The 14,474-nt window shown below is 65.5% G+C and carries 12 protein-coding genes and 1 tRNA gene; 8 read left to right on the forward strand and 5 right to left on the reverse strand.

Annotated features, from left to right (window positions below; all coding sequences use genetic code 11):
* Positions 1 to 14: 14 nt before the first annotated feature.
* Positions 15 to 563, forward strand: coding sequence for a 16S rRNA (guanine(966)-N(2))-methyltransferase RsmD (rsmD, locus tag J2X37_RS13220; RefSeq protein ID WP_310022049.1), 549 nt, complete (start codon positions 15 to 17; stop codon positions 561 to 563).
* 7 nt (positions 564 to 570) lie between these two features.
* Here rsmD and J2X37_RS13225 read toward each other — a convergent pair whose 3' ends face one another.
* On the reverse strand, positions 571 to 930 hold the full coding sequence (locus tag J2X37_RS13225) for a hypothetical protein (RefSeq protein WP_310022052.1): 360 nt from the start codon (positions 928 to 930) through the stop codon (positions 571 to 573).
* 183 nt (positions 931 to 1,113) lie between these two features.
* Complete coding sequence (locus J2X37_RS13230; protein ID WP_310022054.1) at positions 1,114 to 1,791, reverse strand: hypothetical protein; 678 nt, start codon at positions 1,789 to 1,791, stop codon at positions 1,114 to 1,116.
* Positions 1,792 to 1,947: 156 nt separating this feature from the next.
* Between J2X37_RS13230 and J2X37_RS13235 the strand changes: the two genes are divergently transcribed.
* A complete protein-coding gene (locus J2X37_RS13235; RefSeq protein ID WP_310022285.1) occupies positions 1,948 to 4,233 on the forward strand; it encodes a UvrD-helicase domain-containing protein in 2,286 nt (761 codons plus the stop codon).
* A gap of 60 nt (positions 4,234 to 4,293) precedes the next feature.
* On the opposite strand, the gene J2X37_RS13240 is transcribed toward J2X37_RS13235, so the two are convergent.
* Positions 4,294 to 5,733, reverse strand: coding sequence for a DEAD/DEAH box helicase (locus J2X37_RS13240; protein ID WP_310022056.1), 1,440 nt, complete (start codon positions 5,731 to 5,733; stop codon positions 4,294 to 4,296).
* A gap of 227 nt (positions 5,734 to 5,960) precedes the next feature.
* Positions 5,961 to 6,464, reverse strand: coding sequence for a hypothetical protein (locus tag J2X37_RS13245; RefSeq protein WP_310022058.1), 504 nt, complete (start codon positions 6,462 to 6,464; stop codon positions 5,961 to 5,963).
* A 230-nt stretch (positions 6,465 to 6,694) separates the two neighbouring features.
* Here J2X37_RS13245 and J2X37_RS13250 point away from each other — a divergent pair, with 230 nt between their 5' ends.
* A complete protein-coding gene (locus J2X37_RS13250; protein WP_310022060.1) occupies positions 6,695 to 8,143 on the forward strand; it encodes an FAD-binding oxidoreductase in 1,449 nt (482 codons plus the stop codon).
* A gap of 144 nt (positions 8,144 to 8,287) precedes the next feature.
* Entirely contained in the window at positions 8,288 to 9,064 is a 777-nt protein-coding gene (locus J2X37_RS13255) for a SapC family protein (protein ID WP_310022063.1), read from the forward strand.
* 287 nt (positions 9,065 to 9,351) lie between these two features.
* On the opposite strand, the gene J2X37_RS13260 is transcribed toward J2X37_RS13255, so the two are convergent.
* Positions 9,352 to 10,344 (reverse strand): N-formylglutamate amidohydrolase, encoded by a 993-nt coding sequence (locus J2X37_RS13260; protein ID WP_310022065.1) that lies wholly within the window; start codon positions 10,342 to 10,344, stop codon positions 9,352 to 9,354.
* A gap of 248 nt (positions 10,345 to 10,592) precedes the next feature.
* On the opposite strand from J2X37_RS13260, the gene cpdR reads away from it, so the two are divergent.
* The 4 genes from cpdR to J2X37_RS13280 all read left to right on the forward strand — a co-directional run bounded on the left by cpdR (position 10,593) and on the right by J2X37_RS13280 (position 14,349).
* Positions 10,593 to 10,970, forward strand: coding sequence for a cell cycle two-component system response regulator CpdR (gene cpdR, locus J2X37_RS13265; RefSeq protein WP_310022067.1), 378 nt, complete (start codon positions 10,593 to 10,595; stop codon positions 10,968 to 10,970).
* Positions 10,971 to 11,116: 146 nt separating this feature from the next.
* Positions 11,117 to 11,191: transfer RNA gene (locus J2X37_RS13270), tRNA-Val, on the forward strand.
* 180 nt (positions 11,192 to 11,371) lie between these two features.
* Positions 11,372 to 12,598, forward strand: a complete 1,227-nt coding sequence (locus J2X37_RS13275; RefSeq protein WP_310022069.1) for an NADP-dependent isocitrate dehydrogenase — start codon at positions 11,372 to 11,374, stop codon at positions 12,596 to 12,598.
* Between the two features lie 122 nt (positions 12,599 to 12,720).
* Entirely contained in the window at positions 12,721 to 14,349 is a 1,629-nt protein-coding gene (locus tag J2X37_RS13280; protein WP_310022072.1) for a GNAT family N-acetyltransferase, read from the forward strand.
* The last annotated feature ends 125 nt before the right edge of the window (positions 14,350 to 14,474 follow it).

A 14,474-nucleotide genomic window follows, 5' to 3' on the forward strand; every position in this document is an offset into this window, starting at 1 on the left:
GAAAGCCCGGCGGCATGCGGATAATCGCCGGCGAATGGCGCGGCCGGCGCGTCGCCGCGCCCGATGGCGACACCACCCGGCCAACCGCGGACCGCACGCGCGAGACGCTGTTCTCGATGCTGGTCAGCCGGATCGGTTCGTTCGAAGGTCTTTCCGTCGCCGACCTTTTCGCCGGATCGGGCGCGCTGGGGCTGGAGGCGCTGTCACGCGGCGCGGCGCAAGCGCTTTTCGTGGAGCAGGACGCGGCCGCGGTTCGGACGCTGCGCGCCAACATCGCGGCGTTCGACGCCCAGGCGAAGTGCGACGTGCGCGCCGCGTCTGTCATGGGCCTGGGTCCGGCGAAGTCGCAGCCGGACATCGTTTTCATGGATCCGCCCTATGGCACGGGTGCCGGGCCGGTCGCGCTCGACAAGCTGAACCGCCTCGGCTGGATCGCGTCCTCGACATGGGTGAGCATCGAGACGGCCAAAGGCGAGGACGTCGCGGTCAAGGGCTTCACGATCGAGGCAACGCGCGACAGCGGCAAGGCGCGGCTCCATCTGCTGCGCCCTGCCGCCGATTGATCGCGTTCTATTCAGCGCTCTGCTGTTCCGGGGGCTGCGCTGCGGCTTCCAGCTTCGCCCGCGCCGCCTCGTTCTGCTCCGCGGTGCGCATCTTTTCCGCCGCGGTCAGGCCGCTGGCGGGTGCGCCCGGCCAGTGATCGAGCGGCGTGCTGCCGAAATTGAGCCCGGCTTCGCGCGGGTTGATGCAACCATCCTGCGATTCGGGTGTGCAGACCGCGTAGATCGTCTCTCCAACCTTGACCTTCGTGGCATGGCCCTTTGCGTCTCGTTCGACGACTTCGGACTTCACGCCGTCATCCGCCCATGCAGGCGCGGCGATCATGAGCGAAAGGCCCAGCGCGATGGCGGGTGCGAGTGTTCGTTTCATCAAGATATCCCCTTGTTTCCCGGTGACACGGATTAGGCCGCAGAGCGGGCCGATTGGCAACCCGGTTACAGGACGGGGATTAAACGAAGGTAACAACGCGAACGGGGCGGCCGGACCGAAATCCGAACCGCCCCCAACGCGTCCGCGGCGATCGCACTCTCCGCGGCGGTTTGCCTTTCGTCCTTACATCTCGCTGGCGGGCTTGCCCGGCCAGTAATCGAGCGGACGGTTGCCATAGTTCTTGCCCGCCTCCCGCGGATTGATGCAGCTGTCCTGGATCGCGCCGCCGCAGACCGGATATTCACCGGTGCGCGCCGCCGGGGCCGGCTGCGCCGCGGGACTCGGCGTCATGACCGTCCTGGTTTCTGCCGCCTGCTTCACGGCGATCTGCTCGTTGATCGACGACCAGGCCGCCATCTGCTGCTCCGGCGTCATCGCGACGATCTGACCACGCTGTTCGGGGGTCAGCGCCCACCAGGCGGTCTGCTGTTCGGGCGTCAGCGCCCAGTAATAGGACTGGTAGTTATTGGGCCAAGTCCAGTAAGAGGTCCGATAATCGACCGGCCATGCCCAGTATGCGGTCTGGTAATCAGCGGGCCAGCCCCAGTACGCCGTGCGGTAATCGACCGGATAGGTCCAGAATTCGCTCTGATACTCGGCCGGCCAGCCGGTATAGACTGTCTGGTACGAAGCCGGCCAAGCGTCATATTCGGCCTTTTGCGCAGCGTCGAGGGCGTCGTAGCCCCGCTTGTCGTTGACCGAATTGACCGTCGTGCTGGTCTGCGCCGAAGTCAGCGTAGGGGCGGCGATCGCGGCGGTGCCCAGCAACATGGCGGCACCGGCCTTCAAAAGGGTCTTCATCGAATTACTCCTGAAATCCAATTGGGTGTTTGACCGATTCTACGCCTGCCACGCCGGATTCGTTCCAAAGGCAGCGCCTGTCCGCCCTTGCGCGCGCGGCGCGCGTTCCCTAACTGTTCGCGGGTGATCGATCCTGAATCCCCCACCTCGTCGGCGATAGCCGCGCCTGCGGCAAACCCGCAGGAACCATGGCTTTTCGGGCTGAATCCGCCGCAACGCGAAGCGGTGATGACGACAGAAGGGCCGGTGCTGATGCTGGCCGGGGCGGGAACGGGCAAGACGGCAGCGCTCACCGCACGCCTGGCACATCTCGTCGCAACCAAACGCGCTTGGCCGAGCGAGATCCTCTGCGTCACCTTCACCAACAAGGCCGCTCGCGAAATGCGCGAACGGGTGGGCCGGATGATCGGCCCTGCTGTGGAGGGGATGCCTTGGCTGGGCACGTTCCATGCCGTCGCGGCCAAGATGCTGCGCCGCCATGCCGAGATCGTCGGTCTGCAATCGAACTACACCATCGTCGACACGGACGACCAGCTGCGACTGCTCAAGCAATTGATCCAGGCGGAAAACCTGGATGAAAAACGCTGGCCCGCGCGGCAACTGGCCGGCCTGATCGATCGCTGGAAGAACCGCGGACTGAATCCCGCCGATCTCGATGCCGTGGAAAACGAAGCCTATGCCAACGGCAAGGGCGCGCATTTCTACGGACTTTATCAGAATCGGTTGAAGGCGCTCAACGCCTGCGACTTCGGCGATCTGCTGCTGCACATGGTCAACATCTTCCGCCGCGAGAAGGACGTGCTGGAAAGCTACCGGCAGCGTTTCAAGTACATCATGGTGGACGAGTACCAGGACACCAACTCGGTCCAGTATCTGTGGCTGCGCCTGCTTGCCCAGCCGCGCCACAACATCTGCGTGGTTGGCGACGACGACCAGTCGATCTATTCTTGGCGAGGCGCCGAAGTCGCCAACATCCTGCGTTTCGAAAAGGATTTCCCCGGCGCGAAGGTCATCCGGCTGGAACAGAACTATCGTTCCACCCCCGAAATCCTCGCCGCCGCATCGGGCCTGATCAATGCCAACAGCGAACGGCTGGGCAAGACCTTATGGACGGAGATTCCCGCTGGCGAGAGGATACGCGTGGTGGGTGTGTGGGACGGCCCGGAGGAAGCCCGGCGCATCGGTGACGAGGCGGAGAAGCTGACCCGTCGCGGTATCAAGCTGTCGCACGCCGCGATCCTCGTGCGCGCGCAGTTCCAGACCCGCGAGTTCGAGGACCGCTTCATCCAGATCGGCCTGCCCTACAAGATCGTCGGCGGCTTCCGCTTCTACGAACGCGCGGAGATCCGCGATGCGCTGGCCTATCTGCGCGTAATTGCCCAGCCGGCGGACGACCTCGCTTTCGAGCGGATCTACAACCAGCCCAAGCGCGGGCTTGGCGCCAAGACGCTGGAAAAGGTCCATGTCCACGCTCGTCGCCAGGGCCTGCCGCTGGCCGCCGCAACCATCGACCTCTGCGATACCGACGAACTTCCCGCACGGGCGCGCAACGCCTTCATCGCCCTGATGCGCGATTTTGCACGCTGGCGCGAACTGGCGCAGATGCTGAGCCCGGCGGAACTGGCACGCACCGTTCTCGACGAAAGCGGCTACACCGCGATGCTGCAGGCGGAAAAGAGCGCCGAGGCGGCCGGGCGGCTGGAAAACCTCTCGGAACTGGCCCGCGCGATGGAGGATTACGAGACGCTCGGCGAGTTTCTCGAGCATGTCAGCCTCGTCATGGACAACGAGAACGCCGATGCCGACGACACGCTGACGATCATGACCATGCACGCGGCCAAGGGCCTGGAATTCGACCATGTCTTCCTGCCCGGATGGGAGGAAGGCGTCTTCCCTTCGCAGCGTGCGATCGACGAGGGCGGCCTTCGCAGCCTCGAGGAGGAGCGCCGCCTCGCCTATGTCGCGATCACCCGTGCGCGGCGCGAATGCACCATCCTCCATGCTGCGAACCGGCGCATTTACGGCCAGTGGACCAGTTCCATCCCGTCGCGCTTCGTGTCCGAGCTTCCGGCCGAACTCGTCGACAGCGAGACGACGATGACCGGCGGCGCATCGCTGTGGCGCGCGCAGTGGAGCGAACATTCCGATCCCTTCGCGCATGTCGCCGCCGCTCAGCCCGCGCGCACGATGACCCGCGGCCCCGGTTGGCAACGCGCCGCCGCCGCGGACTATGATCCTTCGCCCAGGCGCATCCCCGAAGCGCGGCGCAGCGCCGCAAGCTTCGCGGCCAAGGCGCGCAGCGACATCGCCGTGGGCGACCGCGTCTTCCACGACAAGTTCGGATACGGCGCCGTGCTGGGGCAGGAAGGCAACAAGCTCGAGATCGCGTTCGACAGCGGCTCGACCAAGCGGGTCATCGACAGTTTCGTAAAACCGGCCTGAGAGCCCGGAAATGCAAGAAGGCCCGGCGGAGCGATCCGGCCGGGCCTTTCGATTTGCGTGTCAGACCACTGCCGAATGGGCGAGGAAGTCGGGCACAGGGCCGTTCCAGACGCCGGGAGCGACCGGTTCGCTGTCGTGATAGTGACGACGATGATCGTCGCGAGCGCTCTCGGCCTTGCGCGGCTCGGCGCGACGGGGCTGCCTGCGCGGTTCCGCGCGGGGCTCACGGAGAGCGCTGTCCTCGCTCGGCTCCGCGCCGCTCGGCTCGTCGTCGCGGCGGCGGCTGCGCGGCTTGGCGGCCACGCCCTCGTCCTTGGGTTCGGCGCGCTTGCGCGAGCGGGCAGGACGGGCGTCGGCCTCGTCGCCATCGGACGCGCCCGCCCCTGCCGTCATCTCGAACTTCGGCAGCTTGTTGCCGGTCAGCTTCTCGACGTTGGACAGCGCCTCGGCATCCTCGGGGGCGATCAGGGTGAAGGCACGGCCTTTCGCCCCGGCCCGGCCCGTGCGGCCGATGCGGTGCACGTAGTCGTCGGGGTGCCACGGACAGTCGAAATTGACGACGTGGCTCACGCCCTTGATGTCCAGCCCGCGGGCGGCGACGTCGCTGGCGCACAGGATGTTGATCTTGCCTTCCTTGAACAGCGCGAGCTCGGCGAGGCGCGCCGACTGGTCCATGTCGCCATGGATCTCGCCGGTGCGGAAGCCGTGGCGCTGCAGGCTCTGGTTCAGTTCCCGAACCGTGGTCTTGCGGTTGGCGAAGACGATGGCGGTGTTTACGTTGTCGGTTTCCAGGATGTGGCGCAGCGCCTCGCGCTTCTTGCGGGCGTTCACCTCGACCTTGAACTGCTCGATGTCCTTGTTGGTCGACGCCGCGCGGCTGACCTCGATGTTCTTGGGGTTCGACAGGAACTTGTCGGCCAGCTTCTTGATCGGCGGCGGCATCGTCGCGCTGAACAGAAGGGTCTGGCGCTGGGCCGGAAGCTTGGTGCAGATCGTCTCGATATCGGGGATGAAGCCCATGTCGAGCATGCGGTCCGCCTCGTCGATGACCAGAAGGTCGCAGCCCGTCAGCAGGATCTTGCCCCGCTCGAAAAGGTCCATCAATCGGCCCGGCGTGGCGATCAGCACGTCGACGCCTTCGTCCAGCGCCTTGACCTGGTCGCCCATCTGCACGCCGCCGATCAGCAGCGCCATCTTGAGATCGTGGTTGGTGCCGTACTTCTCGAAATTCTCGGCGACCTGCGCGGCGAGTTCGCGCGTCGGTTCGAGAATCAGCGAACGCGGCATGCGCGCACGGCGACGCCCGTGGGCCAGGATGTCGATCATCGGCAGCACGAAGCTGGCGGTCTTGCCGGTGCCGGTCTGGGCGATGCCGATGATGTCGCGCATCATCAGCACGCTCGGGATCGCCTGTGCCTGGATCGCGGTCGGTTCGGAGTAACCGGCCGCCTCGACCGATTTGAGAAGTTCTTCAGAAAGGCCGAGATCGGCGAAATTCATGCAATCATCCCATATGGGCTTCCCGGCAGAAGGGCCGGAACATCGTTAAAGAAACAGATCGGAAAAATCGTAGTGGCGGGCAGTGCCCGATGCAGCCTGCGCAAGTGCGCTGGCGATACCGGGCAGGGTCCGACCGGTCAGCATGCCGCCATGCGGCAAAAACCCTTGCGGTCGCTATGCGCATGGAGCGCGAAAAGTCAAGTCCGGCGGCAACGAACGAACGCGGTTCAGTCCCTGGGCGGCGTGACGTCGCGGAACGATCCGAACTGGCAGTCCGCGCCCGACCGCGCATGGAGCGCCTCTCGCCCGGCACAGAGCATGCCGTCGGCGGGCCGTTCCACGTAGAAACCCGAATAGAAGCTGCTGACCTGGCAGGTCCGGTCGAGCAATGCGGAGATCACGCGGCGGTTGCGCAGGATCAGCAGCAGGTTGCGCCCCTGCCCCAGCTTTACGCCCGCGACGTTGGCGAGGGGAATGCATTGCCCCATGTCTTCGCCTTCGGCACGGGGCCGGTGCGTCGGCACGGGTACGGATACCGGTGGCGGGGAAGAACGGCTGAGCGGGGTAATGCGGATCATCACGCGCTGGCGCACGGTCGCCTGATGCTGGATCTGGTCGATGGACAGGTCGATTTCCACCGGCAGGGGCTGCAACGGCTCTGCCGGCAAATCGGCGCTCGCCCCAGCCAGGGCCAGCGGCACAAGCCACGTCGCACCGATGCCCAAACCCAATTCCCTGCTCCAGCATGAAGGATGCGAGCGGTAAGGTAATAGGCCCGCGCTCCGCAAGTCGAAGTTGTCGCCTGTCCCGCAAACGGACTGCGCCCGTCGCCTTTCCGTAGGACGCGAGCCGTGATGCCGCCGAGGCCTTGAATGGGCCCTTAACCGGCATGCACCATCGGCCCCTTCGTCGGTGCATGACAGGCCAAGACAAACGCGCGCGGGCGGATTAGAAGCGCCCCATGACGACGACCAGCGACACGATCGACGCCGCCACGCGCGGCGCTGCGTTTCTCGATGCGGCGCGCGCCATCCTCGGCGCGCGCGGGCTCCTCACCCAGGACGAAGACATCGAGCCGTGGCTGACCGACTGGCGCGGCCGGTATCACGGCAAGGCGCGGGCGCTCGCCCAGCCCGCCGATGCGGGCGAACTTGCCGCCATCGTTCGCCTTTGCGCCGAAAACGGCGTGCCCATCGTGGCGCAGGGGGGCAATTCGGGCATGGTCGGGGGCGCCGTGCCCGACGCCAGCGGGACGGCACTGCTTCTTTCCACGCGCCGGATGAACGAGATCGTGATCGATGCAGAGGCGATGACCGCGACTTGCGGCGCGGGCGCGATCCTGCAGGTCCTCCATGAAGCGGCCGAGGCCCGGGGCCTGCGCTTTCCCCTGTCGCTGGGCGGCAAGGGTTCGGCGACGATGGGCGGGCTGGTCTCGACCAACGCGGGCGGCACGCAAGTCCTGCGCCACGGCATGATGCGCAACCTCATCGCAGGGCTGGAGACCGTGCTGGCCGACGGTCAGGTCCTCGATCTCACCTCGAACCTGGTGAAGGACAATCGCGGCTTCGATCTCAAGCAGATCTTCATCGGCAGCGAGGGAACGCTCGGCATCGTCACCAGGGTCGTCGTCCGCCTGTCACCGGCGATCGCGGAGCGGCGCGTGGTGATCGCCGGCCTCCAGTCGGCCAACCGCGCGCGCGCCTTGCTGGTCTTTTGCCAGAGAGCGATGCCCGCCGCGCTCGAAGGGTTCGAGATCATGCCGCGCCAGTCGCTCGAAGCGGTGCTGGACCACATGCCGGATGCGCGCGACCCGCTTGGCGAAAGCCACCCCTGGTACGCCCTGATGGAATTCGATGCGGACCGCCAGGGCGCCGCCAGACTGGGCGACGAGGTCGAGGATCTCCTTGCCCAGGCTTTCGAGGAAAGGCTGTGCGACGACGCGGTCATCGCGGCCAGCGAGACGCAGGCAGAGGCGTTCTGGCAACTTCGCGAGAACATCGCCCCGGCAGAACGCGCGCGCGGCCCGGCGATGCAGCACGACATCTCGGTCCCGGTCGAACGGATGCCCGACTTCATCGACGCCGTCGAAGCGGCAGTGGCGGCCCGCTGGCCCGGCCACGAAATCGTCGCCTTCGGCCACCTTGGCGACGGCAACGTCCATCTCCACGTCATCGCCCCGGCGGGAACCGAGCGGGTCGAGTGGGAGCAGGCCACGGGCAAGCCGATCAGCGCCTTCGTCTATGCCCTCGTCACCGAATGGGGCGGTTCGATCAGCGCCGAGCACGGCATCGGGCAGGACAAGCTGCAGACGCTGCGCGACACGCACGATCCCGCCGCGCTGGCGGTGATGGCGGCGGTGAAGCAGGCGCTCGACCCGGCGGGCCTGCTCAATCCCGGCAAGCTGGTCTGAGCCCGGCCCGCTGAAAATCCGCCGATAGGTTGGCAAGCTGCGCCCGCGCGCCTTGCGCGGCTGCAGCTAAGTCCCTAAACCGCGCCCGATTGCCGCCCGGGGCGGCCTCATCCCTTTGCGAAACTTCCTGTCCGGAGAGAGAACATGGCCAGCGCGCCGAACGACAATCTGCCGCTTTTCTACAAGACGCTCGTTCCGCTCAACAGCAACCAGCACGCCAACTTCCGCGCCAAGCCGACGGACAAGGCGCTGTGGCTGGCGAACGAGCATGCCGTGCCGATTACCGTCGAAGAATTCCCGATGGCGCAGCGCTTCTTCCCGATCGTATTCTCCTCGGGCACGAACCCGGTGCCGCTGGCGCTGATGGGCCTGAACGAAGGGGTCAACACCTTCTTCGATGCCGAAGGCGGCATGACGACCGAGTGCTACGTTCCGGCCTATGTGCGCCGCTACCCGTTCCTCCTTGCCAAGCTGTCGCCCGACAGCGACCAGCTCTCGCTCTGCTTCGATGCGTCGAGCGGCCTGGTGGGCGAGTTCGAGGACGGCGAGCGCCTGTTCGGCGACGATGCCCAGCCGACCGAAGCGACCCAGAACATCCTGCGTTTCAACGAGAACTTCGAACAGGCCGGCATGAAGACGAAAGCGTTCATTGACGAGCTTAAGAAGGCCGATCTGCTTATGGACGGCGAAGTCTCGATCACGCGCGAGAACGAGCAGCCCTACGTCTATCGCGGCTTCCAGATGGTCAACCAGGACAAGCTGCGTGACGTTCGCGGCGACCAGCTGCGGTCGTGGAACCAGTCGGGCCTGCTGCCTCTCGTCTTCGCGCACCTGTTTTCGCTCAGCCTGATGCGCGACATCTTTTCGCGCCAAGCCGCGATGGGCAAGGCGCCGGGCCAGAAGGCGACCGCCAACGCCTGATCGGCGGAACAGCCCTAACCCGTTGGCAACATGGGCTGTCTTGTACGAAGGCAGCCCTTGTTCCGTCAGTACCGGGGATAAAATAAAATAAATCTTGCGTGATGCACTCTTGCAACAGAGCGCATTCTCCTCTATTTCATGGTCATCCGGTCGCGGCTTCCCTCATGGCCCTTCCGGAATGACGCATTCTGTGCGTCAACCTCCCTGAACCTTGACCACCCCGTGTACGCACGGGGTGGTTTTTTATCGCCCCTTGCTGGCCGGACGATCGCTGCGCCCCTCGGGCCTTATTCAGCAGCCTGGGGCCAGGCGGTCCCGGACAAGGCGACGACGTCCGCCATCGCGCCGACAACCTGCGCCATGATCGTCGCCTGCCGCCCGATTCCCGCCCCCGGTCGATCGAGCGCATCGTCGAGATAAAGGCTCCGGGCGATCTCGATCTGCACGGCGTGCACTCCGGCTCTCGGGGCGCCATGCCGTTCGAGCACGTAGCCGCCCGCGTAGGGACGGTTGTAGGCGCCTTGCACCCCCGCAGCATCGAGCCTGGCCAGACCAGCCGCCACCACGTCGCGCCCGCAGCTTGCGCCAAAACGGTCGCCCAGCACGTGGGTTGCGGGGACATGCGTGCCCCCGCCCTGCGGCAGGTCGGGCATCGAATGGAAATCGACCAGCAAGGCCCCGCCCCACCGCTCGCGAATGGCGTCGAGCTGCGCCGCCAGCGCATCGTGGTACGGCGCATGGATCGCCGCGATCCGATGCGAGGCTTCGACCGGTCGCATCGGGCCGCGCCACAATTCGCCGATCCCCGAAAGCCGACGCGGAAACAGCCCCAGTCCGCGCATCGCCCGCGCGGATTGCGCCCCGCCGCGGGGCATGCCCCGCCGCATCGCCGCCTTCTCCTCCTCGGACCCCGAAAACATGCCGAGGTCGAGATCGCGCGGGTCGCGATTGAGATCGATCATCGCTCGCGGCGCCTGCGCGAGCAGCAATGCCGCACCGCATCGCACCGCCACTTCGCGGGCCAGCACGTCGACGAAACGGTCCTCGAGCCGGCGCGGCGTATCGTCTGCATGGCGCAGGCGCTGCATCAGATCGGGCGCGTAGGCGCGGCCCGCATGCGGCACCGCGATCAGCACCGGCGTCAGCGGCACTTCAGGGGCATGCAGGGTATAGGCCGGACGGGCTAACCCCGGGATCGATCCCCCCGCCGCCAGCATCGTCAACCCCGACCGGGCGCCGGTGGTGTCGGGATCGTCTGGTCCTGGCTCTGCTGGGTTCATCGTCATGATTGCTGGACCGGCGCGCGGCGTGCGTCAATGCCGCGCCCTCCGTGCGCGCCTGTTCCAAAGGTGCACAGCGGCTAAATTCAACCGATCATGCACAAAAAGTGTTATAGTGTGGGCTTCGCACCGTTCGCCGGGGGACGACGGCGGGGCGGTCGGGGCTGGCGTGGTTGCCGAGGCGATCTTTGCACAGCCCCCGCCGCACCGCTTTCCGGCCCCGCAAGGCCGCGATTATTGAGGATACCATGATTCGCATCCTGCTGGCCGAAGACGAAGATTCGATGCGCACGTACCTGACGCGCGCGCTGGAAAATGCCGGCTACGAAGTCGTCGCCGTCGACCGCGGCACCCACGCCCTGCCGTTGCTGACCGACCAGCATTTCGACCTCTTGCTCTCCGACATCGTGATGCCGGAAATGGACGGCATCGAACTGGCCCAGCGCTGCGCCCAGGTTTCGCCGACGACCAAGGTGATGTTCATCACCGGGTTTGCCGCGGTCACCATGAAGGCCAGCCGCGAGGCGCCGCAGGCCAAGGTCCTGTCGAAGCCGTTCCACTTGCGCGACCTGGTGCTGGAGGTGGAGCGCATGTTCGACGGCGGGATGCTGAACGCGAACCTCTAGTCGTCGTTTCCGGCCTTCCCGGCGGCATGACGATTTTTTTGCCAGCGGCGCGCAATCGGGCTTGAACGCCTCCGAACTCGCCGCTATTGGCACCCCCCTGCCCCGCGGCAAAGCCATTCGGCACCGCGCGGGACCGCCGATGGTGTGGGCGTATAGCTCAGTGGTAGAGCACTATGTTGACATCGTAGGGGTCGCAAGTTCAATCCTTGCTACGCCCACCATCGCCGCGGTTTCCCCCGTTCGCTGAGATACCATGCGCCCCTTCGCGCCGGCAATTCGCATGCGCGAGGATACCCGCCCCGCCCTTGCGCTGGCCCTCGTCTTTGCCTAGAGGCGCGGCGAACCTGCGGCGCGCCCCGGCGGCGCGCTTCTCCCTTCCTGTCAGCCGAGAGAAACAGTCCATGCAGAAGATCAAGGTAGCGAACCCGGTCGTCGAGATCGACGGCGACGAGATGACCCGCATCATCTGGCAATGGATTCGCGAACGCCTGATCCTGCCCTACCTCGACATCGACCTGAAGTACTACGACCTTTCGGTTGAAAACCGCGATGCGACCGACGACCAGGTGACCATCGATTCGGCCAACGCCATCAAGCAGTACGGCGTCGGCGTGAAGTGCGCGACGATCACGCCGGACGAAGCCCGCGTCGAGGAATTCAGCCTGAAGAAGATGTGGAAGTCGCCCAACGGCACGATCCGCAACATCCTGGGCGGAGTCGTCTTCCGCGAGCCGATCGTCATCGACAACGTTCCCCGGCTCGTTCCGGGCTGGACCGACCCGATCGTCGTCGGCCGCCACGCCTTCGGCGACCAGTATCGCGCCACCGACACGCTGATCCCCGGCAAGGGCACCTTGCGCCTCGTCTTCGACAGCGAGGATGGCCAGGGCGACCTCGACCTGGAGGTCTTCAAGTTCCCGAGCCCGGGCGTCGCCATGGCGATGTACAACCTCGACGATTCGATCCGCGACTTCGCCCGCGCCTCGTTCAACTACGGACTGGGCCTGAAGTGGCCGGTCTACCTGTCGACCAAGAACACGATCATGAAGGCCTATGACGGTCGCTTCAAGGACCTGTTCGAAGAGGTGTTCAACACCGAGGGCTTCGCCGAGAAGTTCAAGGAAGCCGGCATCCACTACGAGCACCGCCTGATCGACGACATGGTCGCCTCGGCGCTCAAGTGGTCGGGCAAGTTCGTCTGGGCCTGCAAGAACTACGACGGCGACGTCCAGTCCGACACCGTCGCGCAAGGATATGGCTCGCTGGGCCTGATGACCTCGGTCCTGATGGCGCCCGACGGCAAGACGGTGGAAGCCGAGGCCGCCCACGGCACTGTCACCCGCCACTATCGCCAGCACCAGCAGGGCAAGGCGACCTCGACCAACCCGATCGCCTCGATCTTCGCGTGGACGCGCGGCCTGATGTACCGCGGCAAGTTCGACAACACGCCCGAGGTGGTAAAGTTCGCCGAAACGCTGGAGCGGGTCTGCATCAAGGCTGTCGAGGACGGCAAGATGACCAAGGACCTCGCGCTGCTGATCGGCCCGTCGCAGGACTGGATGACGACCGAGCAGTTCTTCGAAGCCATCGTCGAAGGTCTCGAGAAGGAAATGGCCGCCGCGGCGTAAGCCTCGGACGGTTATCCGAAAGAAAGTCGGCCCTCCCCCGTTCGCGGGCGGAGGGCTTTCTTTTGCCCAGCGCGCGGGCTTTGCCCTTCCTATCGCGGTTCGGGGCACTAGATGTGGCTGCGATGACCGAACAAAGCAGCAAAGCCCGCCTCGAGGTTCGCCAGGCCGAGCCCCGCGATGTCTCCGCTATCGCCGCGCTGATCCGGCGGGTCTATGTCGATCTTCCACCCTACACCTTCGGCGAGATCCGCGGCCAGCTGAACAATTACCCGGAGGGCTGCTTCGTCGCCAAGCTGGACGGCAAGCTGGTCGGCTACTGCGCGTCGATGCGGGTGCCGGCCAACCTCGCGCTGCGCCAGCACACCTGGGACGAGATCACCGGCAACGGCTTCGGCAGCCGCCACAAGCCCAACGGCGAATGGCTCTACGGCTACGAGATGTGCGTCGACCCCAAGGTGCGCGGCACCCGCATCGGGCGGCGTCTCTACGAGGAACGCCGTGCGCTGGCCGAGCGGCTGGACCTGAGCGGCATCGCGTTCGGCGGCCGCTTGCCCAACCTCTCGCGCCACTGGCGCCGGGTGGACGGGCCGCAGGACTACATCGACAAGGTGATCGAGGGGAAAATCCACGACCCGGTCCTGCGTTTCCAGCTTGCCAACGGGTTCGAACCCATCGGCGTGCTGAAGGGCTACCTGCCCGAGGACAAGAAATCGAAGTCGTTCGCGGCGCACCTCGTCTGGCGCAACCCCTACGTCGATCACGACAAGCCGAACAAGCACCGCGTGCCGCGCGACGTGGAAAGCGTGCGGATCGCCACTTGCCAGCTGCAGGCGCGGGCGGTGAAGAGCTACGACGAATTCATGAAGGGCATCGAATATTTCGTCGATGTCGCAGCCGATTACGAGGCGGACTTCATCCTCTTTCCCGAACTGTTCACGCTTCCCCTGCTCTCCTTCGCCGACCAGGAGCTGAGCAGCCAGGAAGCGATCGAGGCGCTGTCCGCCTATACGCCCAGGATCAAGAAGGCGCTGTCCAAGATGGCGCTGGAATACAACATCAACATCATCGGCGGTTCGCATCCGACGCGGATGGAGGACGGCGACATCCACAACGTCGCCTATGTCTGCCTGCGCGACGGTTCGATCCACGAGCAGGAGAAGATCCACCCCACGCCGAACGAGGACTATTGGTGGAACATCAAGGGCGGCGATTCGATCGACGCCATCCAGACCGACTGCGGACCGATCGGCGTGCTGATCTGTTATGACAGCGAATTCCCCGAACTCGCCCGCCGCCTGGTCGACGAAGGGGCGCGGATCATCTTCGTCCCCTTTTGCACCGACAGCCGGCAGGGCTACATGCGCGTGCGCTATTGCGCACAGGCCCGCGCGATCGAAAACCAGTGCTTCGTGGTGATGAGCGGAAATTGCGGCAACTTGCCGAACGTCGGCAACATGGACATCCAGTATGCCCAGTCGTGCATCCTCACCCCGTGCGACTTCCCCTTCGCGCGCGACGGCATCGCGGCAGAGGCGAGCGAGAACGTCGAAACGCTGACGATCAGCGACGTGAACCTAGCCGACCTGTCGTGGGCACGCGCCGAAGGGACGGTCCGCAACCTCGCCGACCGGCGCTTCGACCTCTACCGGATCGAATGGGACGACCAGGTCGGCAAGCCGCCGGCAGTCGCGGTCAAGCCCGACGACACGACGACCAAGCCGCTCGGCACCAGAACGCTGGGCGGCGGGTAAGACGCGTGGTGCTGGGCCACCGCCAATCGACAAACGACATATATCGCCCGACCGGCGGGCAATTCAGGCTATTGTCATCCCCTATGGTTACGCTAGCAACCAATCATTGCCCCCGTCCCTCGGCG

Origin of the sequence: Croceicoccus sp. BE223 (assembly GCF_031457155.1) — a bacterium.
In the GTDB taxonomy this organism is placed as follows: domain Bacteria; phylum Pseudomonadota; class Alphaproteobacteria; order Sphingomonadales; family Sphingomonadaceae; genus Croceicoccus.